Genomic DNA, 24,747 nt, shown 5'->3' with positions numbered 1-24,747 from the left:
ATTTATGAAACAACTTTTTACCTACTTATTGCTGTGCAGTTGTTTTGCACTCTATGCAAATAACGATAAGTATCGCCTTATCATGACCACAGATCCCACCACCACCATAACCGTGGCGTGGAACCAGATATCGGGGGCCAACCCAACCGTGCATTATGGGCCAACCGATTTTGGCACCAACTACACACAATACCCAAGCAGCAAAACCGTGGACCGTGCCGTGAACGCCAGAGGGATGAACAATCAGTTTGCACGTATCACAGGCCTTACCCCAGACACCAATTATTATTTTGTAATTCACGATAGCGAAGGCACCAGCCAACGGTTTTGGTTCAGGACCGCACCGGCCGATAATAGCAGGCTGTCCTTTATTGCTGGTGGCGATTCCCGAAATAATCGGGTTCCACGTCAAAATGCAAATTCCTTAGTAGCAAAACTAAAGCCCCAAGCCGTACTTTTTGGAGGCGACATGACCAATCAAGACACCAGTTCAGAATGGCAAGACTGGTTTGACGATTGGCAATTGACCACGGCCAGCGACGGGCGAATGATCCCCATAGTACCCACCCGTGGAAATCACGAAAGCACTACGGTGATATACAATCTTTTTGACACCCCAACTTCAGATTCATATTATGCCATTACCTTTGGCAATAACCTGTTTAGAAGTTATACGTTGAATTCTGAAATATCGGTTTCCGGAAACCAATTGACTTGGCTGCAGAATGACTTGGCAGCCAATAGTGATGTTACGTGGAAAGGAGCACAGTACCACAAACCTATGCGGCCGCACACTTCAGGAAAATCGGAAGGGAATGCCGAATACAATGCTTGGGCACAACTGTTTTATGACGAAGGCGTGCGCTTGGTCGTAGATTGTGATTCCCATACGGTAAAGACTACGTGGCCCGTTATGCCATCAAACGGTTCTGGAAGCGACGAAGGTTTTATACGGGATGATGAAAACGGTACCGTATATGCCGGTGAAGGCTGTTGGGGCGCACCTACGCGAACCAATAACGACGACAAAAGTTGGACGCGCAACTCAGGTTCGTTCAACCAGTTTAAACTTATTTTTGTCGATGAACAGCGCATTGAGCTCAGGACCATTAAAGTGGACAATGCCGCCAGCGTAGGCGAAGTGTCCAACAACGACCCTTTTACACTTCCCGCAAACCTCGACGTTTGGAATCCTTCGGAAGGGGACGTCGTGGTCATCGAAAAACCAGGATTAAAACCCATTATAAGTTTTAAGAAAGGTACGCCGTCCAATTTTGGTGACGGAACGGATATTTCACTTAACATTTCAGTATTGAACGAAGGCAACGGCACCACCCAGATGGACTTTTATGTAAACAATGTCTTGGTACATACCGACACCAATGCCCCTTATGGCTTTACAAACACATATACTGACGGAATTCACGTGGTACGGGCAGTTGCTACCGACATAGAGGGCAAAACGGGAACTACCGAAATCTCGATAAACGTGGGCACTGTTACCGGTGGAAACACCATTTATATTGCTAACGGAGATGACGATGTAGAAGAAAATGACGCCGGCAACCTTAATTTTGATAGTACCGACTTAGAAATGGTACGCGACAATGGCACCGGTACCGGCAACCAAATTGTAGGGATGCGGTTTCAAAACCTGGATATTCCTGCAGGCGCAACAATCACCAATGCCTATATCCAGTTTCGTTCCGATGAAACAAATAGTGCTTCTGCAGATTTATTGATTTATGCCGAAGATAGTGGCAACGCAGCCCCTTTTGTTGATGTAGCAAATAATGTTTCAGGACGTAACAGGGTTTCGGGCAATGTTAATTGGCAACCAGCGGCCTGGAATAGCCAGAATCAAACCGGGAGCGCACAGCGAACTCCAGATCTGAGCAGCCTGCTGCAACAAGTGGTGGACCATTGCAACTGGCAGGCCAACAACAGCAGTGTGTTTATGATAGAAGGAACAGGGGTGAGCTTGACAGACCCCAACGCGAAGCGGGTTGCCGACTCGTACAATGGCAGCGCGACACATGCCCCCAGACTGGTGTACACCTACTCCTACAATGCCGCCAATGCAACCGAAGCACTTGGTATAGCTTTTAATGAAGATGAACCCAACGATTATAGCAATGGAAGCAACCTGACTTTGAATGTTGACGTAACTGGAGCTGGCACGGGCATTGAGCGTGTTGAATTTTATGTGGACGGTTCCTTGATAAAAACAGATACCAATGCCCCATATAGTTTTACCGACACGTATTCCAACGGAAGCTATACGGTTGAAGCCGTTGCTTCAGATGCTTGCAGTCAATTTACAGTGACGAAAGACATTAATGTAGGTAATTTCAGCACCACCAAACTCTCCCGTATCGAATCGGGCAACGACGATGTGGAAGAAACCGAAGACGGCATTATCTATTATGACAGCACCGACCTGGAAATGGTGTATGATGGGTACAGCAAATTTGGACAGCCCAACGGCTACCAAAAAGTAGGCTTGCGCTACAAAAGCGTAAACATCCCGTACGGGGCTACCATTACCAATGCGTATATTCAGTTTCGATCGGACGAAGCGCACAGCAACCCAGCTGAGTTGAAAATCTATCTAGAGGACAGCCCCAATGCCATGCCGTTTACAGCAAGCAACCTTTCTTCCAGAACCAAACTTCCCAATGCCGTTACTTGGGCTCCAGCAGCTTGGACGAGCACGGGACAGACAGGATCGGCACAACAAACACCAAATATCGCCCCATTGTTACAGCAATTGGTGGACAATTGTACTTGGGAGCAAGGTAACAGCACGGCCTTTATAATTGAAGGAAGCGGCGTGAGCTTGACAGACCAATCCGCAAAACGCGTTGCCGATGCTTTTGAGAGCGGTGCCAACAATGCGCCGGTTCTGGTGTACACTTTTGCGTACAATGCTGCGATAAACAATAGCAACAAAACCAATTATACCAGTACCGGATGGACCAACAACATCCCGAATTCCAATTCGGCCGTTGAGTTTGCCGAAGATTATAACACGGCAAATGGTGGCAGCTTGGATGCCTGTACCGTAAAAGTGCGCAAAGGCAGCACCTTGACCATCGATGCCGGCGATTACCTAAATGTAGGCAATGAGCTTATTATAAACGGTACCTTAATTATAGAGCACGAAGGCAGTTTGGTGCAAACAAACGATGCTGCAAGGGTAATTAACAATGGGGTTATTAAAGTACGAAAAACCACGCCCCATCTCGATGCACGTGATTTTATGATCTTGGGTAGCCCGGTTTCAGGCGAAAGCCGGAACGGGGTTTACAGTACGGCAGTAATGGTACGCAACCACCTTACGGAAAACTTTGCGCCCAATCCGGACGTAGCAAACAACTTCCCATGGACAGAGAATTTTGCCGACGACAATGGCGACAACTGGTTAAATTATGCCAAAGAGATCAATCCGGGCGAAGGCTATTTGGTACGGCCACAAACTACACCTACTGGCACGGGTACTTTCAACCTCGAATATACCCAAGGAACACTCAACAATGGTACGGTTACGGTCGATTTGTTGTTCAATGGCGACCAAAACAGCAGCCCAAATATGTTGGCCAATCCCTATCCTTCCGCAATTGATGCCGATGCCTTTTTGGCTGCAAACACAACTGTACAGACCTTGTATTTTTGGGAGCACTTAACGGCGCCAAATCCGTCATACCCGGGTTACAACCCCAACAATTATAATATGAGCGACATCTCTATGTATAACGCCACGGGCGGAACAGCGGCCGGAAACGATCCCGGTACCTCAACCGAGCCCAACGGATACATCGCCTCAGGACAAGGTTTTGGCGTGAAGACCACTGCTGCAGCCACTGCAGTGTTTAACAACAGCATGCGGGTTACGGGCAATAATGACACGTACAGACGGCCTTCACTTGAGAATGACCGCATCTGGCTAAATGTGTATAATGAAAAGTGGGAAATGGGAAGCGCCATTTTAATAGGCTTTCTGGGCAATGCCACAGATGGCTTTGACCCTGCTTACGACAGCAAACGCCTGGCCACCCCGGTTTCCTTGTATTCTGAACTGCCTTCGGGCGAGCAATTGGCCATTCAGGGAAGGGCTGCTTTTAAAGAACAAGCACAGGTTCAATTGGGCTTCGACACTCAAGTGGACGAGCAGGCCACCTACCACATCTCCATAAATGATGTAGAAGGAAGCCAGATAACAGAAGCCGAGGTGTATTTAATCGACAACAAAAACGGTATCGTAACCAACCTGAGCGAAGAAGACTATGTGTTCGCGGCCGGGAAAGGGCAATTTAGCAACCGGTTTACCCTACAGTTTAAAACCCCAGGGATTTTGGGGGTGGAAGAACACCTTGCCAATTTGGTGATGTACCCCAACCCAGTCAACGAAGTACTACACATTGTATCGCCCAACAACCCATTGAAAAACATTGTGGTGTTCGATGTGATGGGCAGAAGCATAACATCCAAAATAGGGCCTGGAATCACCCAACACCAAGTGAGGGTGTCCAGTTTAAAAACAGGGGTTTACTTTGTGAAAATCGAAACCGAAATGGGAACAGTCACCAAAAAACTGATTAAAAAATAGCCCAAGACAAACTTGATAACAAGCCCGGAGCCGTATAACGCTTCGGGCTTTTTTTATTGTACTCGTTTCATTCACAACCCAAATCTTCAAATTTAAAAAGCTCATCATCGTCAATATGAAAAGTATTGTTCAATTATACCAGGATTTATTTAGTAACCTGTATAACTATTTTAGGACGGGTCAACTTCATAGATACTTCATAGATACTTCATAGATAGTTCATTGTTTTGTAAGAATAAAACGCTTTTTTCCTACAATATTAGAAAGAAGCTTTAATATTCCTATAATTGATCTAATTTCAGTAAATAAAAGCTATCTATTTACACATACCTTAAAAACCCCAAAAAGGTCTTTTTTGTAAATACAATATCACTTCTTCCTTGGCATACGCCTCCCGTTCAAAACTAATGTTTCGGTATGCTGCATAGTAATTTCGGTACTGTAACAAGCGTATGGCATATTCAATAACATACCACAAATAAAAAAACAGGACCAAGAGTTCTGCCTGTTGGCGTAGGTGAATACGTTCATGGTTCATAAAAACAGCATCGGCTTTAAGGGAAGGCTCTTTAATTATTAGAAAAGGCCACAAGGCCACACCAGCAAACTTTTTCCGCAATAAAAACCGATTTACCAAGACAATCATATGTAGTTGTTAGGGGTAAGTTGAATGTAAGAAAAACCATGGCAATAAACCTAAACAATTTTAAGTTTTAGTTTACAATTTAACCTATTTAAAACAGCTTACCGAATACTGCGCACTAAAGCTGAATACTGACCACTGAATTTTGTATTTTTACCCCATGCTATTTCCCAAAAAAAGAATACCTATCGAAGAAGGCGATTATTACCTGACGCCCGAAGGCTACAAGTGCTTTACCGAGCAATACCATTTAAAACGTGGCTATTGTTGTGAAAGTGGTTGTAGGCACTGTCCGTATGGGTTTAATGTTAAAAAAAAATAGTAAATAAAGCCATACATCTTTGTCGCTTTGTGAGGAATTAACCACAAAGGCACAAAGAACACCAAGAAATTGAACAATGACAGAAAATGAGCTTTCATCAAAAATAATTGGGGCAGCCATAGCCGTGCACAAACAATTAGGCCCTGGCTTATTGGAAAGCACGTATGAGGTTTGTTTGGCGCACGAACTAAAACTTTTAGGTTTGCAAATTAGACAACAGGTTGCACTTCCTGTAGTATATAAAAATATTAAACTCAACGCAGGATATAGGTTAGACCTTATCGTAAATGAAAAAGTAATCATTGAAATAAAATCTATCGACTGCCTCGCTCCTATTCATACGGCCCAAATCTTAACATATTTAAAATTGACCGATATTAAACTAGGATTATTGATCAATTTTAATGAAGTGAAAGTGGTAGATGGCATTAAAAGAGTATTGAATGGTTATCTTTAACCTCTGTGACCTTTGTGGCTTTGTGGTAGGCTAATCACAGAGACACACAACACACAAATAAAAATAGAATATACATGACTTTTACACAAGAAATACAACAAGGCATTCCAGACCAATTGCCAAAACCAAAACCTTACGATACCGAACGCAACCACGCACCAAAGCGTAAAGAAATCCTTACAACTGAAAAAAAAAAACTCGCTTTACGCAATGCCCTACGGTACTTTGATAAAAAACACCACGCCACCCTTCTACCAGAATTTAAAGCAGAATTAGAAGAATACGGACGCATCTATATGTACCGTTTCCGTCCAGATTATGATATGTACGCCCGCCCCATACACGAATACCCGGGCAAAAGCCAGCAGGCAAAAGCCATTATGCTCATGATACAGAACAACCTGGACTATGCAGTAGCACAACACCCACACGAATTGATTACCTACGGTGGTAATGGGGCTGTGTTCCAAAACTGGGCACAATACCTGTTGACCATGCAGTACCTCTCACAAATGACCGACGAGCAGACCCTCGCCATGTATTCGGGGCATCCCATGGGCTTGTTCCCCAGCCATAAAGATGCGCCACGGGTAGTGGTCACCAACGGTATGATGATCCCCAACTATTCTAAACCAGATGATTGGGAAAAGTTCAACGCCCTGGGCGTTACGCAGTACGGACAAATGACCGCTGGGAGTTTTATGTATATTGGTCCGCAAGGGATTGTCCATGGTACAACGATTACCGTACTCAATGGTTTCAGAAAAATCAACAAACAACCACAAGGAGGCTTGTTTGTAACCTCTGGACTTGGCGGCATGAGTGGCGCACAGCCTAAAGCTGGTAACATTTCAGGTTGTGTAACGGTTTGTGCCGAAGTCAATAAAAAAGCAACCCAAACCCGCCACGAGCAAGGCTGGGTAGATGAAGTGATTTCAAATGTTACAGAACTTGCCAACCGAGTGCGCAAAGCGGTTTCAGAAAAAGAAACTGTTTCCATTGCCTATGATGGCAATGTAGTGGATGTATGGGAGCATTTTGCCAAAGAAAATATTAAAATCGATTTAGGAAGCGACCAAACCTCCTTGCACAATCCATGGGCGGGCGGGTATTATCCTGCCGGGATGAGCTATGAAGAAGCCAACGATATGATGGCCAACGATCCTGAAACCTTCAAAGAAAAAGTACAGGAGAGCCTCCGCCGTCACGCTGCAGCAATTAAAAAACACACCGAAAAAGGCACTTACTTTTTCGACTACGGCAACGCTTTCCTGTTAGAAGCTTCCCGTGCCGGCGCCGATATTCTTTCCGAAGAACCAAACAAAGAATTCATCTATCCATCGTATGTACAGGACATTATGGGCCCCATGTGTTTTGATTATGGCTTCGGTCCTTTCAGATGGGTCTGTACGTCTGGAAAACCGGAAGACCTTCAAAAAACAGACGAAATTGCTTCCGAAGTCCTTCAAGAATTAATGAACGATTCGCCCAAGGAAATCCAACAGCAAATGCAGGATAACATCAAATGGATTAAAGGGGCGCAAGAAAATAAATTGGTGGTCGGCTCGCAAGCCCGTATTTTGTATGCCGATGCCAACGGACGCACCAAAATAGCTTCCGCCTTCAACAAAGCCATTAAAGATGGTAAGATAGGCCCAGTGGTATTAGGCCGTGACCACCACGACGTTTCTGGCACCGATTCGCCTTACCGGGAAACTTCAAACATTTACGATGGCAGCCGTTTCACAGCCGATATGGCCATACAAAACGTTATTGGCGATAGCTTTCGCGGTGCTACTTGGGTGAGCATTCACAACGGCGGTGGTGTTGGCTGGGGCGAAGTAATAAACGGTGGCTTCGGTATGGTTCTTGATGGTACTATAGATGCGCAACGACGGTTGGAAAGTATGCTGTTTTGGGATGTAAACAACGGCATTGCACGCCGTAGTTGGGCACGGAATGACGGAGCGGTCTTTGCCATAAAACGGGCAATGGACAACAATCCAAACCTTCAGGTAACGCTACCCAATTTCGTTGACGATGACTTACTTTAAAAACATTACATTATGAAAACTTGGAAACTGATACCCATAATGCTGCTACTGGTGGTTGCCAGCTCTTGCAGTACCGTAAAAGTAGCAACCGATTACGATAGGAAAGCGAATTTTGACACCTACAATACCTATGCATTTTACAAACCAGGAATTGACAAGGCCGAAATAAACGATCTGGACAAAAAACGCATCCTTCGCGCAATTGATGCCCAATTGAGCGCCAAAGGTCTTGTTAAAAGTAAAGAGGCGGATCTTTTGGTGAGCATTTTCACCAAAGAACGTGAACGCGTGGACGTCTACAACAACAACTTTGGCTATGGTTGGGGCTGGAGCCCTTGGTACTACGGCAGTTATTACGGTAGTTCTGTTTCCCGTTCTACCGAAGGTAGCCTCTACATAGACCTTATCGACGCCAAGACCAACGAATTGGTATGGCAAGGCATAGGCAGCGCCCGGCTTATAAGTGATGGAAATATAGAAGCAAAAGAAAAACGCATCCGGGAAATCGTTTCTGAAATTTTAGCGGAATACCCGCCCGGAACAATGAAAAAATAATGATTATTGGCCCTCGGTTTTCGGGGGCTTTTTTTTTGCTTTTTTCGTAACTGATGAGGTTTGCCAAAACTAATTCTCCACAATGATAATAATAACCTCAAAGAACACAACGTATTAAAAATCCTCACTTAACACCTTGAGAATGCTGTGCCAAACGTTCTATCCCTTATGGTTAAACCAGCCTATTCACACCATTGACCAAGTATCCTCTTTCTATATTGTTTTGTGAAATTTTCCACCTATGTTACATACGTCTTATACTTTGTTACATAGTTGAAAACGACATTTGCTTTCTGCACATATATTTGTTTTAATGGTAATACCCTCGAGTAAAAAAGGGGATTCGCCCCTTACAATTACAAGGCAATACCTGCTGATAATCAAAACAATGCGCGCTACTTTTGGTGTCAGTAATTTAATTAACAATTTAAAACTTAGTATTATGAAAACAATTTTTACATTTTTAAGCATGCTGCTTTTCACAGTAGCATTAGCACAAGACAAGGTGTTTGTGCACACAGCCACTGCCAGCAACATATCGGCTGCAGCCACTATTTTGGACCACCCAGATTTGAATGGGAACGGTTCCGCAAATTTTATCGTTACCCACAATTTAGAAAATGGCGGGGTACAATACAACGACCACGTAACAGGTACGTTTTACAGCACCTCCCTTTCGCAGTGGGCTGTATTTAATGAAGATGGCACTGATATGGTAGAAGGCTCTTCATACAACATCTATATCCCTGATGGTGGCAAGATGATCAATGTCGAAGCAGATGGATCCAGTTATGAATTGCAGTTAAACGATCCAGACATTAATGGAAATCCAAATGCGGTTATGGTGTACGCTACCTATTGGAACCCCAATAGTGTGTACAACGACAACAATCACGGATTCTACTATAATAGTACCGAAAACAGATGGTACATATACAATGAAGAAACCACTGTCGACATCCCAGCCGGAGCAGTTTTCTCTATATTGATCGATGAAGGTACCGGTGGCGCTACGGCGTTTTCGCATTCGGCTACGGCAAGTAATATAGTCAGCAACTATACCATTATAGACCATCCCAGTTTAAATGGCAAACCAAATGCCTATCCGGTGATAGCTCATAACTGGGGGACAGGTGGTGATGCCAGCAACATCGTAATGGACAACACCTTTGGAGTTTGGTACGATGGTAGCAACTGGACCATTTACACCGAAGATGTTTCCCCTATGCCAGAAAACGCAAAATTCAATGTATATGTTGCCGATCCAACCTTAGGAGTTGAGGAAAACGAGACCATTGCAGCTGTAAGTTCCTATCCCAACCCTACAAACGGCAAAGTTACCTTTACGGCAAATGAAGCGATCTCGACCATCGCCATCTACAATATTTTGGGCCAAGAGGTACAACAGGTTTCTGGAAACAACAGCAATGCGTTTACTATGGACATTTCAGGACTTGCGAGCGGGAATTACATTGCCAAGGTACAGGCTGGAAACGCCGTTCAATCTGTAAAATTGATCAAGATCTAATAATTGTTTTTTGTTTAGTATTCGAGAGAAGGGTGTTTAGGCACCCTTTTTTCATGCAGGCTAGTCTTTTCGTTTTCTTTTAATTCTGAAAAGAGTAACTATCATTATTTTTCTTTCTGAAAAGATAGTCCATCCCATCTAAAAAATAGCTTTTGAACTACTAACTGAGGTTGCAAAAGCACTATTTCCGCATCTAAACTTCTGTAAGAAAAGTACTTCAGTAGAACAATTAGGGCGTTCACTCATTCAAACCGACCATACAATCATTGCATATTGCCAAAGCCCTATATGTTTTAGACTTTTACCCCCATTATAGAATATAACAATAATTAAACTTAGTATGATGAAAAAGATTTTTACATTTTTAAGTATGCTGCTCTTTACAGCAGCAGTAGCACAGGATAAAGTTTTTGTGCACACGGCAACATCAAGCAATATTACTAGTGATGCCACTGAACTGGACCACCCAGATTTAAACGGTGACCCCAGTAGAATGTTTATGGTAACGCACAACCTCGATAATGGCGGCGTGCAATACAACGATAACGTTACCGGAAGCTATTACAACACAAGCACCTCCAGATGGATGGTGTACAATGAAAATTCCAGCTCTATGGTGGAAGGCTCATCTTACAACATCCACATTATCGATGGTGGATTAGACTGGGGCATTGTGGCAGATGGTACCGATTATAAAGTAAAAATCGACAATTCGACCATCAATGGCAATCCAGACGCGATCATTATTTGCACCAACTATTACGATAACGTACGAAATAACCACAATTATGGAGTATATTATGATAACGGTGACGATTATTGGTACATTTATAATGAAGATACCAGTGTAAACATACCTGCACAAGCTGCCTTTGATCTTTTACTTGATGAAGGTACCGGCGGTGCCACAGCATTCAAACATACGGCCACAGCCGGAAATATTTCCTCAAATTACACGCTTATAGACCACCCAAGCCTGAATGGGAAACCAGAGGCCTATCCAGTAATCACCCACAATTGGGGATCGAGTGGTAATAGCAGCAATGTAATTGTGGATCATACCCTTGGCGTATGGTACAATGGTACCAACTGGACCATTTATACAGAAGATTCTTCCCCTATGCCAGAAGATGCCATGTTCAACATATATGTGGCTGACCCAACCTTAGGAGTTGAAGAAAATGAAATCATTGCAACTGTAAGCTCTTATCCCAACCCAACACAGGGCGAAGTTACCTTTACATCAAGTGAGGCAATCTCAAACATCGCCATCTACAACATCTTGGGCCAAGAGGTACAACAAGTTTCTGGAAACGACAGCAATGCGTTCACTATGAACATTTCGGGACTTGCCGCAGGTAACTATATTGCAAAGGTACAGGCTGGCAACGCCGTTCAATCGGTAAAGCTAATAAAAATCTAAAAAGTTGTTTTTTGTTTAGTATCTTAAAAGGGAGAGGTGTGTGGCACTTTTCCCTTTTTTGGTATATTAAGCAAATAGCCCTAAAAGTTAAACCTTCAAGTTTTCTTGTTTTTTTTGTTTTGGTGTCCTTTGGCATTTTCTCCTTCCGTTTAAAGTCAATATCTATGCTGCTGGCGGCAACGGAGCTTCTGGTCTTTCTTATTCATGGCTTAGATGGCATTGGTTTTTAAGGAAACGTAGATAGTACAGGTGGTAATTCTCACTGAGAAAGGAAAAAAAAGACGATCTTGCAAATCAGAAATTCCTTGTATCGTCACATCACAAATTATTTGTAAACCCTTGGTTTTACAAAGGTTTTAGTGTTTTATGAATGTGCCTGCCTAAACTTACGTTAAGGGTTTGAAAGCACTACTGACTCATAGGGTTTGGGCATTAGTTTCCTGATTTCCATAAAAGACACTCCATTTTAGAGTTAGATAGGTTCGCAATATTGGACGAGCCTGAATGAATGACTTAAGTCTTAGTCGGACACGACTATTTTTTTTCTAAAAATAAGAAGATTAAACAACAAAGGCTGAACGGTAAATGCAATTAACATAGCCGAAAAAATACCGATTACTGAAACCAACGCAACCGAATGCAAAGCCGGATGTTTGGCAAAAACCAAGACGCCAATTCCTAAAATGGTCGTGATCACCGAAAGCAATATAGCCGTTTTATGTGTTGCCAAGCTGTTTGTTTTTTCATTATTCAACAAAGCGTTGGTTATAAAAATGCTGTAATCGACACCCAAACCAAATATAAATGCTGAAATAATACTGTTGAACACGTTGAATTGCAATTGAAATACTCCCATAACCCCGATGGTCAACAGCCATGTTAGACAGATAGGGACGGTTGTCACAACAACCAATTTCCAATTTCGATAAAACAACAGTAAGGCCAAAACAACCACGCCAAAACAGTACCGAAGCAAGCTGTTAAAATCATTTTGTAACGTATTCAGTAACGTTTCATTGAGTTGCTTACGGTCAATTATTAGTGTGTTTTGCAGTTGTTCTACTTTTGTTTGAAGGTTTTCCATTTGGCTTTCGTTTGTTTTAACAACCGAAGTTATTGTAACAAAATCATCTCCTTCTGAAATATAATCTGCAATCATGTTGCTTCCGAATTCAGGGTATTCAGATAACTGTAAAGGTTTAAAACTGGAGGTTAACAGTTCATAAAACGATGAAAATGCATTTGGTTTAAAACCTAAGTTTTCTGAAGTATTTTTAATGGAATATGTTACATTTTCAAGCCGTTCTGGTTTCCAAAAACGGTTCCATTTTTGAATTTTTTCATTTTGTTTTTCTTCCGAAGAAACCAAACCCCCAACCGAGTTAAAAGCCTCAATTTCTGATTGTTTTTCCAATCCTTTCAACAAAGCATAAACGGAATCATTTTGCTGCAATGTCTTTTCTAAAGTACTGTTATAGGTGGCAACATACACCGATTTTGACACCGAATTAGTTATCGTCTCCAATTCTTTTTCAGCTTTAACGAGCTGGTCTGGTTTGTAATTCAATTGCTCTAAATCTTTATTGAATGCAACCGAATTATAACTAAAACAACTAACTACCAACAAAACAATTAGACAACCAACGACCACTTTGTTTTTATGGATGGGATAGGTTGCAACACGATTGAAAATGGTTTTCTTTTTTGTATTTGCAACCGACTTCCTTTTATAAACCTGTGGAATAAACACCAACGCCATAACCGAAGCACCCAACACACTTACAGCCGCAAAAATCCCGAGAGCTTGCAACGCTTGCGACTTGATAAAAAGCAAACACAGAAAAGCCAAGGCCGTTGTAAAACTGCTCATTAGGATAGGCTTGGTAATGCTTTTGTATAATTGCTTGCCGGTTTCGCCATTTTTTATATGTGTAAGGATATGTAAAGAATAATCTAAGGTAATCCCCAACAAAATAGAGCCAATCCCCAACGATATAGCCGAAAGTTGTGGCCTGATCAACACTAAAAAAGCAACTGACACCAACGCACCAAAAATGGTAGGAAACAAAATAATCAACGGAATCCAGATACTACGGTAAAACGCAATGAAAATTAATAGTAAAATTGTCAATGCAATCCCGATGGTCAATTGGATATCTTTTTTAATCTGTTTAGCGTTTGCAGCAGCAATAAAAGACGCTCCGTAAAAATCACTGGTTATTTTGGAGTCGAATTTTACACGCAACTGCTCTTGTATTTCATATAGCTTCTCCGTAAAAACAGTATTTTTTTCTGAGTCTGAAGACGGGAAGTTTGGGGTAATAAACAATAAAATGTGCTGTTCATCCTTGGTCATGACAAAGCCATCTTTAAGTTTAAAACCGTCTTCAATTCCTAGGTTTTTTAAGTTTTGCAAAGCGAGGTCTGTAATGTGTAACGGATCTTTTAAAAGTTGCTTTTTTGCGAGTATCCCGGAAGGCGAAACCAAGGTTTTGTAATTCTCCTTCATGATTTTGGCAATACTGTCTTTAGACACTTTTTTTTCCAAACGTTCATAATCTAATTCGGTAAGGAACAATGGCAGGTTGTTGTACACAAAATCCATGGTTTCAAAGAAGGTTTCTTCTTCCGTCGTGCCTTGAATGTTTTTTATGTATTGGTTTTTAAGTGGAATCAGACTATCGTTCAAGGTCGAAGCATAATCAACCAGATCCTCGGTCGTACCGTTTTCTTTTTTGATGTTTACGATCACTTTATCGGTAAAACGGATGTTCTTTAAAACCTTTTGAAATTCTTCATTTTCTGAATTGGAAGGGATTAACTTAGAAATATCTTCTTCAAACGTAACTTGAAATGCTAGAGAAGCTAATCCAATACATACTAAAGCCAGAACAATAAAAAAGACTGCTTTCTGTTTCTGAATCGATGTATATAGTTTGAAAAAAAATCTATCCATCTGGCTGTATTCTCTTAGTATCAAACAGATAAAAACACAAATAGGACAAACTTCCCAAAATAAGCGCCGCTCCAACCGAAAGCACGATACTTCCCACAAAATAGGCTTTTAGCGAGGTGATCACTTCAAAATTATCGGTAACGCTGGCCAGGGTGGCTTCATTTTTCTGCCCCAACACCCAATAACCTGTGGTTAAACTGGCCAGAAAAACAAACGGAATAAACGGTGGCAGACTGATGTTTGAAAAAGCAAAAGCAATCACTTTGTTCAGTTTTAGGGCTATGGCAAGAAAAATAACGATAACCGTATGAAAACCCCAAAGTGGCGATAACCCAATAAACAGACCCAAAGCGACCGAAAGTGCTTTCTTTTCCGGCGAATCGTTGCTCCCAAGCACTTCTTCCCGTAAAAATTGCCGCAAGCCCATTTGCTTTACTTTTCTGAAAAAATCCCTCGGACGAATATAAAAATACTTTACGATCAAAAACCAAATGATCAAAATGGTAATTCGGGCAATATCCATAAATGGTCGGAAATGCGAAACCCGTTCGTCGAGGTCGTACAATACTTTAATGGGCACATTTTTAACCAATGTACCGGCCCAATGTGCTTTTACGAGCACTTCCACTTCAAATTCAAATTTTTTGGTGTTTCTGAAAAAAGAAAGTTCTTTCAAATATTTAATGGGATACAACCGAAACCCCGATTGGGTGTCGTGCAGCTCCAGATCGGTTACCGCCCGTACCCAAAAACTGGACACGTTGTTGCCTTTTCGGCTTTGTGCGAGCACATCGGACTCATTCATCTTCCGGTCGCCTATCAACAACAGGTTTTTGTTTTTTGAAGTATCCAATGCATTGATAAAAATCGGGATGTCCGAAGGGAAATGCTGCCCGTCACTATCTAACGTTATGGCATAATCAAAACCAAAAGAAACGGCGTGTTTAAAGCCTTTTTTTAGTGCATATCCTTTTCCTTGGTTTTTGTTGATATGAATCTGTTCTATTTGTGGATACCTGGAAAGAATTTGAAGTGTTTCATCGGTAGAACCGTCGTTGACCAAAACAACAGCATCGGTATATTCCAAAACGCCGTCCAACACCCGTTTTAGCGTTTTATAATTGTTGTACGTAGGTATTAACACACAACAGTTGTACTGCTTGAGTTTTTGGGTAGTTTCAAGATATTTGGGTTGCATTATATGTTGCTCAGGCAGTTTCATGCACGCGCTTTGTTTGCACAAAAATAGCATTACATTTTAACACTACCGTCCCATTTGGGAACGTACTGGTGTTTTTTACCGTTATCTCGTTGTTTTTCTTGCTGAAAGTAAGGTTCAAAACAAGTTGAGGACGGACTTGGGGGTTCATTACCGATGTGAATTTCACGTTAGACAGCTTTTGAAGAAAAAGCCCTGTTTCCAAATGTGTTTCGGAAAGTTCTTTGATGACCTGAAGCATACAAACCCCCGGCATAACTGGATTTTCGGGGAAATGACCTTCAAAAACTTGATGGTTTTTATCCACCTCTACTGTTACCGAAATAGTAGTTTCGTCAACTACTTCTTTCTTTAAAACCTGATATAAATTGGGCATTAACATGGTTTTACAGTTTAAAAACCGAATCGGGAACCGACACGTTAATTTGTTTGTTCTTAAAGGTAATCAAAGTAAAATCTTCTGAAGGTTCAATCAATTTTAATTGCGTTACTTGATAATCTTCTTCAGAAAAACTAAGCTGTAACGAAGCGATAAAGCGTTTCATTCTTTTTTCCTTCGGAATAAAACGTACTTGAAACCCATCTTCCGCTTTAAAGTAAGAAATTTTAAAATCTTCATCCTGAAACATATCGCCTTTAATGCTATTGACCAACAACGTATTGAAGCTTTTAAACAGTTTATCCGAGCTTAAATCAATGTGTTGCGTGCCATTACCATCGTTTACCAACAGTTGGTCGCCCTTAAAAATCACTTCGTATGTATAGGGTTTAGTGTATTCCCAACGAATGGCATCTGGGGATTTAAAAGTAAGTGTCCCTTCTGAAATAGCGCCATCATTTAAAAACTCCATTTGCTTTTCCTGTACAAAATCGCTGACAATGGTTTTGGTTTGTTGGGCGGTTTGCTTTACGTGTTGTTTAAATTGGTCAATCTCTGTAGATGTCAAAGGTGTTTGTGCAAAAAGGTGTTGCACAAACAAACTAAATAGTATGATTATAAAACTTCTCATATTAATTTTTCTTTAGCAACCTTTCAACAGTCACGGTTTGATATCCTTCTTTTTTCAGAAATTGCAACAAACGTTCCACAATTTCAGGGCATCGGGAATGGGTATCGTGCAACAAGATAATAGCATTTGGTGACACTCGTTTTTTTATACGGTTCACTACTTTAGTTGGATTTTTTATCACCGTATCGTACGAGCGTACGTTCCACCCAACAACGTTATGGTTTGTTTCTTTTACAGCTTTTGCGATAGAAGGATTCGTAACGCCGTAGGGCGGTCTAAACCACACGTTTTTTGAACCGGTTATTTTTTCAAGTAAGACATCGGTCTTAGCAAGTTCTTCCACAATTCTCTTTTTTCTGAAAAACCCAAAATTGGTGGCGTGGGAATACGAATGATTGCCTAGGGAATGCCCATCGGCAATTAGTTGCTGAGCGATTTTTGGATATTTTTCCAAATTTTTCCCGATGCAAAAAAACGTGGCTTTTGCGTTGTATGATTTCAGTAATTTTAAAATTTCAAGCGTGTATTCGGGATGTGGGCCGTCATCAAAAGTGATCGCTACTTGTTTTTCCGTTTGATTGCCTTTTGTGATGAAAGTAGTAAAAAACCCCCATCGCAAGGTAAAAGAGCCCAAGGCCACGATTAAAAGCCAAAGCAGCAATAGCGCTATATACAAAACAGGTGAAATTTCAGAAAAAAAATCAACAACGCCAATAATAAGTAGAGCAACGGCGGCAAGTACGGTTATTTGACCAAATTTCAACATTGTGTTAAAAGTACAAAACTGTGCTGGCTTCCCTTAAATTGATTGTACAATAAAACGGTTGTATACTTTTTTTGTGCAGCCTTACGGACAAAAAAGGCTGGCGGAAGCGGTTGTCCGTCCAATAATTGCGCTCCCATCCAAAAAGCAAATGCAGAGGCCGTAAAATATTCGCCTACAAATTTTTTATACTGAAGAATATCGGTTTCAGAAAACAGGTTTTCGACATTCTGGTAATACCCGTCAAAAGCATTGCCGTTATTTCCTAAAATTACGGCATCAATTTCTGAAGAGTCAACTTTGTTTCTTTTTAAAAAAGCCTGTATTTCAGCACCTATATGTCCCTCAGCAATTTTTGAATTAATTTCAACTGCTTTTAAAACCGCTACCGCTCCTTCTTTTTTTTCTGAAGACAACACACAAAAGGTAGCACCTTCACTTAAGGGTACTTGAATGGGTTGCGTTTGTTTGTGTTCAACTGAATGAACGTAGTCCACAAACTCGATTCCCAATTCGTCCACGCCACCTACCAAAACGTTGTTAACTTCTCCGGCTTCAAGCTGAAGCTGTGCATCAATCAATGCCGATTCAAACGAAACCGACCCGTGAGCGTATGTGGTATTGTAAGCTTTGCAGTTTAATCCCAAAGCGATTTGCCCGGCAACCGTGTTATGGGTGGACTGAATAAAGGCCGTTGGGGTTAAAAATTGTTCGTCTTGTTCTATCAAGGTGTTTAAAAAGTTCTCTGTATCTGCCATACACCCCAAACCTGAACCTGTGATAATGGCTTCGGGTAGTTCGAGATTAGCTTTTTTTAATGCTTGTTGTGAAGCGGCGACACCCATTTTAACCGCCGGTGACATTCTTCGTAATTGGGAAAGCGGAATAAAATCACGATACGGTGGATGAACTGCTGAAATTTTATAATCTGAATATATTTGTACTTCAGTAAAAGATCCGTCTTCAGCAAAACTATCTTGTGCCGAAATGCTCATTGCGCTATGGATGTAACACGTTTTCATTATTTGGAAAATAGTAAGGTGGAACAATTTCCGCCAAAACCAAAGGAATTAGACAGTACATGTTTTAGTTCTTTTTTCTGAAGTTGAGTAACCGGCGTTAACCCTGTTTCTGGCATGGCCGTTGTAAAGCCAAGATTTGCAAACACAGTGTTTTGTTGCAACGACAATACAGATAACACAGCTTCCACCGCTCCAGCAGCAGCCAGTGTATGACCTGTAAAACCTTTGGTAGAACTAAATTTAGGCACATTTTTACCGAAAATGCGTTGTAAGGCAATACTTTCAGACAAATCGTTGTTTTGGGTGGCCGTTCCGTGGGCATTTACATAATCAATAGCTGAAAGTGGTAAACCGGCCACTTTCAATGCTTTTTTCATGGACAAATAGGCACCGTCGCCCGTTTTTGAAGATGCAGTTTGGTGAAAAGCATCATTCGCATTGCCATACCCACTTACATAAGATAAAACAGATTTGTTTTGTGCTGCAACTACCTCATCAGATTCCAGCACTAAATAAGCAGCGGCTTCGCCTAAGTTCAATCCGTTGCGGTTGGCATCGAAAGGCGTACAATTGGTTTTGCTTAAAATCATCAATGATTTAAAACCGTTGATGGTAAACTTTGATAAGGCATCGGTCCCACCAACCACGACTCGGTCCAGTTTTCCGGCTTTCACGAGCCGTGCACCCAACATAATGGCGTTTGCCGCTGACGAACAAGCGGTGCTAATTGTAGTAACGAAGTCGGTAATTCCTAAAGAGGTTGCAATTTTTTCCGTGCTATCGCCGGCATGATGACTCGAAATATATTTTTGAACTTCTGGGTCTGTGGCAAATTGTTTCCAGTAGGTTTCGGTCATGTCCATCCCGCCAACGGTGGTAGCTGAAATAAGTCCAGTTTTGTATGCTGAAATAGCTTTAATCTGGGCGTTTTGGACGGCTTCTTTCGCGGCCAAACATCCCAACAAAGCAGTGCGGGTGTAATTGTTGTTTTCCGGAAGGTTTAATTGCGTGACCATTTCAGCATTGGTAAAAGAAACCTCGCCAACTTTAATTGTATCTTTATGTAAGGTTTGAATGTGTTCTGAAATTCCTATTCCACTTTTTGAAGTAAGAAGTGCTTGTAGGTTTTGTTCAACCGAATTGCCAATGGCCGACACAATGCCCATTCCGGTTATGGCTACTTGGTTTTTCATAAAAAATTGTCTGTTTTAAGGCTAAAGAATGGGATGAGCTGTTTCAGGTAAGGCAACCCTATTTATTGGCGTCGTATTAATTTATTATGTCTGTTTTATTTTAAACGGGTCTTGTCGTGCGTCAAAAACATGGGCAATGTCTATTCGGTTTTTGTTCTCATTTATCCAATAGATAATCTTGTAGTTCTTAAACACCAAATACCTGAATTTTTGAGGGCGATCCAACAACAGCTCTTCAGTTCGCCCAATATAGGGCTGGTTTTCCAGATTATTGGTATGGTCAACAATAGCGTCCACCAGATTTTCAGCAATTTGAACATTGGCTTTAGCTTTATAATGTTCAAAAATCTCGTTGAGCTTCTCTTTGGCAAAAAGAGTCCAAAAAACAGTTAGCGCCATTTTTTAATTTCAGCTTTTAAATCCTGTATATCCAGGCCCCTATCATTTTCTGAATCTTCCAATGATTGATCAATATCGGCATTATAGTGTTCCACCGACATAGGTTTGAGGTTCTTTTCGTAGATCGCTGCTTTTTCCTTTATAAGCATTTTTTCAAGACTTTTTATAATAGCTTCGTCCTCTATGCGGAGAAATTCCTGAATAAAAGATAATTTTCTAGTCTGTAAGTCCATTTTTGAAAAGCTTTAGTTCAAATTTACGAAATCTGCTTTAATCGATGGTTTTTATCTCAATTGAAAAAACACTTTAAAACAAAAAGGCCTCTACCGTTTCTTAACACCCTTCTTACTTGACTCGATGCGTTGCAACATATTCGGCCAAGACATTGATAGACTGGAAAATCTCTTTGCTTTTTTCAGGGTCGGTCAGTTTTATTCCGTAATCTTTATCGAGCATCACGATCAGTTCTAGGGCATCGATGGAATCCAACCCCAAGCCATCGCCAAACAACGCATCGTCATTATCAATATCTTCAACGGTGAATTCTTCGAGGTTCAGTTGTTCAATAATATTCTCTTTCAGTTCCTTTTTTAATGCGTCCATCAACTTTGGGTATATAATTTTGTAATCGTTTCTTCCGTATGCGGAAGGGTTCCATTTGGGGAGGCCAAATATAAAAAAGATTTGTATCCTTTTTCATCTATTTCGGTCCAACCACATAAAACTTGAGTGGCCTTATTATTTTGCGCTAAACTTTCAGCGTATTGTTTTAAAAACAACGGATTAAAATCATCGAACACAAAAAAGGCATTTTCACCTTGTATCTTATGCCGAATACACACTTCGCCCATCCCAATATTAGGTAATGTATACACAAATACTGCCGGACTGGGATAAAAGTTCTCAATGCTGTTTATCGAATTTTGATAGTTCCTGTCCGTATCCAAACTGGCACTTTTATTAGAAAATACAACTGCCAGCTGTTCTTTTTCTTCCGAAGAGATTGTCACTTCATTCAATAAAATTTCAGCAGTCATAAACGTGAGCTTGCTCAACCGGTCCATTTTGTAAAACTTGGGATATTCCCATTGCTGCTCTTTGTATATCTGCTTTGCAAATTCTGAAAATGTTTGTTCATTATCAGTAGACACAATTTTCTTGCCATTGCAACTAACTGTGCCGTTTTTAACGCTACACCAAGCTTGTATGTTTAATTTAGTGCTCACATGAAACTTTTTTAAAGAGTACAGCGGCGTTGCTCCCACCAAAACCAGAAGCTGTTTTTAAAAAGGTGTTGACTGTTTTCTTTTCTGTTTTTTGAATGATATTCAACGGTTTTGAAGTTCCCGATTCGTCATACCCCAATGACGTAAACAACTTATTTTGGTTCATTGCTTCAAAACCGATAATGGCTTCCAGCAAACCCGCAGCGCCCAATGTGTGGCCGTAATAACCTTTTAAACTGTGCAAAGGAACATCTTGCAGTTGGGCCCTGTTAAAGGCGATGGCTTCCATTTCGTCATTATAGATGGTTGCAGTCCCGTGGGCGGAAATCAAATCAATATCATTTGTTGAAACTTCAGCTTCTCGCATCGCAGACTGAACACTTTTCAACAAGCCTTCCCCCGTTCGCGATGGTCCCGAAATATGGTTGGCATCGTTACAAGAGCCATCGCCAATAACTTGAACAAACGTGTTTTTCTTTTTTTCTGAAGAAACCACAACCGAGGCCGCCGCTTCGCCAATGCTGATGCCGTTTCGGAATTTTGAGTAGGGTTTGCAAGGCCCATCACTTAAGGCTTGAAAGGTATTAAAACCGGTAACGGTAAATTTAGAAACCAAATCGCCGGCGACAACCACAGCATTTTCATGGATGTTATTCTGAATAAGGCGTTTGGCCACGGCAACTGCCAAAATTCCTGAAACACACGCATTGGAAACCACAATCGGTTCTTGCTTAAAACCGAAAAAAGATTGAATTTTCTTTCCTAAAACCGGTAAATACGCTCGTTCTTCCGGAAAAGAAATGTCAGGATCGAGTACGTCGATACTTCCCTTTGTGGTGGCAATAATAAGCGCCGTTTTTTCTGAAAGTTGAAGATTTGATTTTTCTAAGGTTTCAGCAACCGAAAGCAATAGCATTTTTTCCAGTTTCATATACTTGGAAGGATCGCCTAATTTTTCAAATGCAGCGTCAATCTTTTTTGAAACGATCATCGCTGCGTAAAAAGGCGTATCCAAAATATCTGTGCCATGCTGTTCTTCAATTCCAGATTTTTCGTTTTCCAAAGCCAAAATGTTTGCTGCAATTGAAAATCCCAATGGCGTAACAAGCGAGGCTTCTTGTATGTAAACAGGTTTTGACATTACGCTTTTAACATGGTTTTCATTTCGGTTGTTGCAATTGTCTCGTGTTGCAGCTTGGTCGTGGTTTTTACCATGCTGATTCCTATGGCTTCGTGAATGATTTCCATTTCGGTTTCCACCGTTTGGCCTATGGTTGGGGTTTTTAAGATTTCGGCTTGTTTTATGGCGCCAATGTAACCTTCTTTTACAGGATTTTCCTGCATGTAGCCCGTGTATCCAGTATGCAAGGCCACTGTTTGGGCAATGTGCTCCAAAAGGCCGGTTTCAGACAAAAAACCATCTTTTACGAAGCTGTTTCCTTCAGTAACGGTCAATTCTGCAATGACGGATTTTTTATCGTAATACATCAAGGCATCGACCATAATCATCGGTTCGCGTTGCGGAAGCAATTCTTCCAAGATAAAGGGATCGGTAATTGGAAATCGTAACTCTTTCATAATATAATCACTTGATATTTAAAAATCAAAATCACGTTGGTCAACTTATAGCGCAAATGTAAATTTGAGACCGTTTGTGATTTGTTTTTTTTTGGTATTTGAAATTTAACACCGGCAGGTGTTATGCTATATCATCCCAAAAGTCGTAAAAATTAAACCATTGCAGCGGATATTGGTTTAAAATCTCTTCTAAACTTTGGGTGTATTTAGTTAATAAATCATTAGCGTCACGTCGCGTTACGGCTACTTTTCTGGCATATAAATGATAATGCCGTTTCGGTTCGCGCATAACATACACAAATAAAACTGGAACATCCAACCGAGTGGCGAGATGAAAAGGCCCTACTGGAAACTTGGCGGATTTGTTCAATAACGGCGCTTCCATCGTTTTGGTAACGTCCATATACCGGTCGCCAGAAATACAAATAATCTTATTTTGGGCCAAGGCAGCGTTTATTTCAAAAATATGGGATAAATCGTCTTTCACGATTATAAAATTGTCCTGTTTTTTTTTCACAACCGAACCCAAATATGCTTTAATGTGTTCGTGGTCTTGATCGGTAATGACGATGCTGATATTGGCTTCTTCATCCAAATCATTAAAAAAGTACTGCGCCAACTCAAAATTGCCCACGTGGGCGCTGATCAAAATGCCGCCCTTTTTGAGGGCCAATGTTTCCTTTAAATGTTCAATGCCGTCAAACTCGTAGGTGTATTTTTCCCGTAGGCCAGATTGGATGGCTATTTTGTCAATAAGGGTTTGTCCAAATTGGTAATATCCTTTGTAGATATTCAATGAGCTTTGCAACCACGAATAGCGTTTCCTTTTTCTGAAATAATAATACAATCCCCGCACGTTTTTTCGGGAAAACAAACAAAAATAAGGAATCGGCAAATGCATCAACGCATACGCAGCGGGAATACCGAAGTTTTTGATGAAAAACACAAATACCTTAAACCCGAAAACCGTGCCCCGGGATTTACCGTCCCACTCTGCCGCCATGTGCGTTTTAAATTAGCAATTAGATACGTGGCAAAATTACAGGATTTTTTGGCTTAGGAGTAAATTCCACCATTAATATTAATGACTTCCCCTGTAATGTATGATGCTTTTTCGGAAGCTAAAAAAGACACCAAATGCGCTACTTCTTCCGGTTGGCCAAAACGGTTTAACGGAACCATTTTTTTAAGCTCTTTTTCGTCTAAGTCTTCCGTCATATCACTATTTATAAACCCTGGCGCAACCGCATTAACGGTTATGTTGCGTTTCCCTACTTCTTGTGCGAGTGATTTTGTTGCAGCAACCACAGCGCCTTTTGCCGCAGCGTAGTTTACTTGTCCGGCATTGCCTTTCACTCCTGCCAACGATACAATATTGATAATGCGGCCATATCGGTTCATCAACATGTTTTGAATTAAGTGATGGGTCACGTTAAAAAAACCATTTAAATTCGTGTTGATAACGGAATCCCAAGCTTCTGGTTTCATCCACATAAAAAGGCCGTCTTTGGTGATGCCGGCATTGTTGACAAGGACTTCGACAACAGCTTCAGGGTTTTTTTCCTGAAATGTCCCCAACGCCTTCACCACTTCTTCCCTATTTGAAACGTCAAAAGGCAACAAAGACCCCTTGCCTCCGGCATCTTCAACAGATTTCAACGTTTCATGGGCGGCTGTTTGGTCTTTTCGGTAATTAACAAGGATGTGATAGTCGCTGTCCACGGCCAATTGTAGGCTAATTGCTTTTCCTATTCCTCGTGAACCGCCTGTTACCAATGCACATTTCATAA

Annotated in this window: 23 protein-coding genes; 7 read left to right on the top strand and 16 right to left on the bottom strand. The window is 41.3% G+C overall.

Annotated features, from left to right (window positions below; translation table 11 throughout):
* Positions 1–4: 4 nt before the first annotated feature.
* Positions 5–4,609: an Ig-like domain-containing protein gene (locus DDV96_RS11010; protein ID WP_116694817.1), complete on the top strand. Its 4,605-nt coding sequence runs from the start codon at positions 5–7 to the stop codon at positions 4,607–4,609.
* A 331-nt stretch (positions 4,610–4,940) separates the two neighbouring features.
* Here the strand turns inward: DDV96_RS11010 and DDV96_RS11005 are convergent, their stop codons facing one another.
* The gene (locus tag DDV96_RS11005) at positions 4,941–5,255 is read right to left on the bottom strand and encodes a hypothetical protein (RefSeq protein WP_116694816.1); all 315 of its coding nucleotides are present in this window, start codon (positions 5,253–5,255) and stop codon (positions 4,941–4,943) included.
* A 157-nt stretch (positions 5,256–5,412) separates the two neighbouring features.
* Here DDV96_RS11005 and DDV96_RS15860 point away from each other — a divergent pair, with 157 nt between their 5' ends.
* The 6 genes from DDV96_RS15860 to DDV96_RS10980 all read left to right on the top strand — a co-directional run bounded on the left by DDV96_RS15860 (position 5,413) and on the right by DDV96_RS10980 (position 11,591).
* Positions 5,413–5,574, top strand: coding sequence for a DUF5522 domain-containing protein (locus tag DDV96_RS15860; RefSeq protein ID WP_165806007.1), 162 nt, complete (start codon positions 5,413–5,415; stop codon positions 5,572–5,574).
* 76 nt (positions 5,575–5,650) lie between these two features.
* Entirely contained in the window at positions 5,651–6,031 is a 381-nt protein-coding gene (locus DDV96_RS11000) for a GxxExxY protein (RefSeq protein ID WP_116694815.1), read from the top strand.
* 74 nt (positions 6,032–6,105) lie between these two features.
* The gene (locus DDV96_RS10995; protein ID WP_116694814.1) at positions 6,106–8,085 is read left to right on the top strand and encodes a urocanate hydratase; all 1,980 of its coding nucleotides are present in this window, start codon (positions 6,106–6,108) and stop codon (positions 8,083–8,085) included.
* A 12-nt stretch (positions 8,086–8,097) separates the two neighbouring features.
* Positions 8,098–8,640, top strand: a complete 543-nt coding sequence (locus DDV96_RS10990; protein ID WP_116694813.1) for a DUF4136 domain-containing protein — start codon at positions 8,098–8,100, stop codon at positions 8,638–8,640.
* A 442-nt stretch (positions 8,641–9,082) separates the two neighbouring features.
* Positions 9,083–10,168, top strand: coding sequence for a DUF7452 domain-containing protein (locus tag DDV96_RS10985; protein ID WP_165806006.1), 1,086 nt, complete (start codon positions 9,083–9,085; stop codon positions 10,166–10,168).
* Positions 10,169–10,508: 340 nt separating this feature from the next.
* Positions 10,509–11,591, top strand: coding sequence for a T9SS type A sorting domain-containing protein (locus DDV96_RS10980; protein ID WP_116694811.1), 1,083 nt, complete (start codon positions 10,509–10,511; stop codon positions 11,589–11,591).
* Between the two features lie 520 nt (positions 11,592–12,111).
* Here DDV96_RS10980 and DDV96_RS10970 read toward each other — a convergent pair.
* The 15 genes from DDV96_RS10970 to fabG all read right to left on the bottom strand — a co-directional run bounded on the left by DDV96_RS10970 (position 12,112) and on the right by fabG (position 24,745).
* On the bottom strand, positions 12,112–14,547 hold the full coding sequence (locus DDV96_RS10970; protein WP_116694809.1) for an MMPL family transporter: 2,436 nt from the start codon (positions 14,545–14,547) through the stop codon (positions 12,112–12,114).
* Positions 14,540–15,769, bottom strand: coding sequence for a DUF2062 domain-containing protein (locus tag DDV96_RS10965; RefSeq protein WP_240607704.1), 1,230 nt, complete (start codon positions 15,767–15,769; stop codon positions 14,540–14,542). Before DDV96_RS10965 ends, DDV96_RS10970 begins: the two co-directional genes overlap by 8 nt.
* The gene (locus DDV96_RS10960) at positions 15,756–16,142 is read right to left on the bottom strand and encodes a hotdog family protein (RefSeq protein ID WP_240607703.1); all 387 of its coding nucleotides are present in this window, start codon (positions 16,140–16,142) and stop codon (positions 15,756–15,758) included. Before DDV96_RS10960 ends, DDV96_RS10965 begins: the two co-directional genes overlap by 14 nt.
* A 10-nt stretch (positions 16,143–16,152) precedes the next feature.
* Positions 16,153–16,776 (bottom strand): LolA family protein, encoded by a 624-nt coding sequence (locus DDV96_RS10955; RefSeq protein WP_116694807.1) that lies wholly within the window; start codon positions 16,774–16,776, stop codon positions 16,153–16,155.
* 1 nt (position 16,777) lies between these two features.
* The gene (locus tag DDV96_RS10950; RefSeq protein WP_116694806.1) at positions 16,778–17,542 is read right to left on the bottom strand and encodes a polysaccharide deacetylase family protein; all 765 of its coding nucleotides are present in this window, start codon (positions 17,540–17,542) and stop codon (positions 16,778–16,780) included.
* Positions 17,536–18,561 carry a beta-ketoacyl synthase chain length factor gene (locus DDV96_RS10945; RefSeq protein ID WP_116694805.1) on the bottom strand — a complete coding sequence of 342 codons (1,026 nt, stop codon included), beginning with the start codon at positions 18,559–18,561 and terminating at the stop codon, positions 17,536–17,538. The genes DDV96_RS10950 and DDV96_RS10945 overlap by 7 nt, the downstream gene beginning before the upstream one ends.
* A complete protein-coding gene (locus tag DDV96_RS10940; protein WP_116694804.1) occupies positions 18,561–19,754 on the bottom strand; it encodes a beta-ketoacyl-[acyl-carrier-protein] synthase family protein in 1,194 nt (397 codons plus the stop codon). The genes DDV96_RS10945 and DDV96_RS10940 overlap by 1 nt, the downstream gene beginning before the upstream one ends.
* An 84-nt stretch (positions 19,755–19,838) precedes the next feature.
* Positions 19,839–20,153 (bottom strand): type II toxin-antitoxin system RelE/ParE family toxin, encoded by a 315-nt coding sequence (locus DDV96_RS10935; protein WP_116694803.1) that lies wholly within the window; start codon positions 20,151–20,153, stop codon positions 19,839–19,841.
* Positions 20,144–20,386, bottom strand: a complete 243-nt coding sequence (locus tag DDV96_RS10930) for a hypothetical protein (protein WP_116694802.1) — start codon at positions 20,384–20,386, stop codon at positions 20,144–20,146. Before DDV96_RS10930 ends, DDV96_RS10935 begins: the two co-directional genes overlap by 10 nt.
* Before the next feature lie 112 nt (positions 20,387–20,498).
* A complete protein-coding gene (locus DDV96_RS10925) occupies positions 20,499–20,756 on the bottom strand; it encodes a phosphopantetheine-binding protein (protein ID WP_116694801.1) in 258 nt (85 codons plus the stop codon).
* Positions 20,756–21,379: a 3-oxoacyl-ACP synthase gene (locus DDV96_RS10920; RefSeq protein WP_116694800.1), complete on the bottom strand. Its 624-nt coding sequence runs from the start codon at positions 21,377–21,379 to the stop codon at positions 20,756–20,758. The genes DDV96_RS10925 and DDV96_RS10920 overlap by 1 nt, the downstream gene beginning before the upstream one ends.
* Positions 21,369–22,520: a beta-ketoacyl-[acyl-carrier-protein] synthase family protein gene (locus tag DDV96_RS10915; RefSeq protein WP_116694799.1), complete on the bottom strand. Its 1,152-nt coding sequence runs from the start codon at positions 22,518–22,520 to the stop codon at positions 21,369–21,371. The genes DDV96_RS10920 and DDV96_RS10915 overlap by 11 nt, the downstream gene beginning before the upstream one ends.
* A complete protein-coding gene (locus DDV96_RS10910) occupies positions 22,520–22,957 on the bottom strand; it encodes a hypothetical protein (protein ID WP_116694798.1) in 438 nt (145 codons plus the stop codon). Before DDV96_RS10910 ends, DDV96_RS10915 begins: the two co-directional genes overlap by 1 nt.
* Before the next feature lie 121 nt (positions 22,958–23,078).
* A complete protein-coding gene (locus DDV96_RS10905) occupies positions 23,079–23,960 on the bottom strand; it encodes an LpxL/LpxP family acyltransferase (protein WP_116694797.1) in 882 nt (293 codons plus the stop codon).
* A 53-nt stretch (positions 23,961–24,013) separates the two neighbouring features.
* Positions 24,014–24,745: a 3-oxoacyl-ACP reductase FabG gene (gene fabG, locus DDV96_RS10900; protein WP_116694796.1), complete on the bottom strand. Its 732-nt coding sequence runs from the start codon at positions 24,743–24,745 to the stop codon at positions 24,014–24,016.
* Positions 24,746–24,747 lie beyond the last annotated feature (2 nt).

The sequence above is a fragment of the Marixanthomonas spongiae genome (genome assembly GCF_003095375.1).
Taxonomy (GTDB): domain Bacteria; phylum Bacteroidota; class Bacteroidia; order Flavobacteriales; family Flavobacteriaceae; genus Marixanthomonas; species Marixanthomonas spongiae.
This window is presented reverse-complemented; position numbering and strand designations above follow the sequence as displayed.

Excerpts from the sequence above, each read along its gene's own strand:
- DDV96_RS10990 (WP_116694813.1), top strand. The coding sequence starts at position 8,098 with ATGAAAACTTGGAAACTGATACCCATAATGCTGCTACTGGTGGTTGCC.
- DDV96_RS15860 (WP_165806007.1), top strand. The coding sequence starts at position 5,413 with ATGCTATTTCCCAAAAAAAGAATACCTATCGAAGAAGGCGATTATTAC.
- DDV96_RS10995 (WP_116694814.1), top strand. The coding sequence starts at position 6,106 with ATGACTTTTACACAAGAAATACAACAAGGCATTCCAGACCAATTGCCA.
- DDV96_RS10940 (WP_116694804.1), bottom strand. The coding sequence starts at position 19,754 with ATGAAAAACCAAGTAGCCATAACCGGAATGGGCATTGTGTCGGCCATT.
- fabG (WP_116694796.1), bottom strand. The coding sequence starts at position 24,745 with ATGAAATGTGCATTGGTAACAGGCGGTTCACGAGGAATAGGAAAAGCA.
- DDV96_RS10985 (WP_165806006.1), top strand. The coding sequence starts at position 9,083 with ATGAAAACAATTTTTACATTTTTAAGCATGCTGCTTTTCACAGTAGCA.
- DDV96_RS10925 (WP_116694801.1), bottom strand. The coding sequence starts at position 20,756 with ATGGACGCATTAAAAAAGGAACTGAAAGAGAATATTATTGAACAACTG.
- DDV96_RS10970 (WP_116694809.1), bottom strand. The coding sequence starts at position 14,547 with ATGGATAGATTTTTTTTCAAACTATATACATCGATTCAGAAACAGAAA.
- DDV96_RS10915 (WP_116694799.1), bottom strand. The coding sequence starts at position 22,520 with ATGTCAAAACCTGTTTACATACAAGAAGCCTCGCTTGTTACGCCATTG.
- DDV96_RS10935 (WP_116694803.1), bottom strand. The coding sequence starts at position 20,153 with ATGGCGCTAACTGTTTTTTGGACTCTTTTTGCCAAAGAGAAGCTCAAC.
- DDV96_RS11010 (WP_116694817.1), top strand. The coding sequence starts at position 5 with ATGAAACAACTTTTTACCTACTTATTGCTGTGCAGTTGTTTTGCACTC.
- DDV96_RS11000 (WP_116694815.1), top strand. The coding sequence starts at position 5,651 with ATGACAGAAAATGAGCTTTCATCAAAAATAATTGGGGCAGCCATAGCC.
- DDV96_RS10965 (WP_240607704.1), bottom strand. The coding sequence starts at position 15,769 with ATGAAACTGCCTGAGCAACATATAATGCAACCCAAATATCTTGAAACT.
- DDV96_RS10960 (WP_240607703.1), bottom strand. The coding sequence starts at position 16,142 with ATGCCCAATTTATATCAGGTTTTAAAGAAAGAAGTAGTTGACGAAACT.
- DDV96_RS10955 (WP_116694807.1), bottom strand. The coding sequence starts at position 16,776 with ATGAGAAGTTTTATAATCATACTATTTAGTTTGTTTGTGCAACACCTT.
- DDV96_RS11005 (WP_116694816.1), bottom strand. The coding sequence starts at position 5,255 with ATGATTGTCTTGGTAAATCGGTTTTTATTGCGGAAAAAGTTTGCTGGT.
- DDV96_RS10950 (WP_116694806.1), bottom strand. The coding sequence starts at position 17,542 with ATGTTGAAATTTGGTCAAATAACCGTACTTGCCGCCGTTGCTCTACTT.
- DDV96_RS10905 (WP_116694797.1), bottom strand. The coding sequence starts at position 23,960 with ATGGCGGCAGAGTGGGACGGTAAATCCCGGGGCACGGTTTTCGGGTTT.
- DDV96_RS10980 (WP_116694811.1), top strand. The coding sequence starts at position 10,509 with ATGATGAAAAAGATTTTTACATTTTTAAGTATGCTGCTCTTTACAGCA.
- DDV96_RS10910 (WP_116694798.1), bottom strand. The coding sequence starts at position 22,957 with ATGAAAGAGTTACGATTTCCAATTACCGATCCCTTTATCTTGGAAGAA.
- DDV96_RS10930 (WP_116694802.1), bottom strand. The coding sequence starts at position 20,386 with ATGGACTTACAGACTAGAAAATTATCTTTTATTCAGGAATTTCTCCGC.
- DDV96_RS10945 (WP_116694805.1), bottom strand. The coding sequence starts at position 18,561 with ATGAAAACGTGTTACATCCATAGCGCAATGAGCATTTCGGCACAAGAT.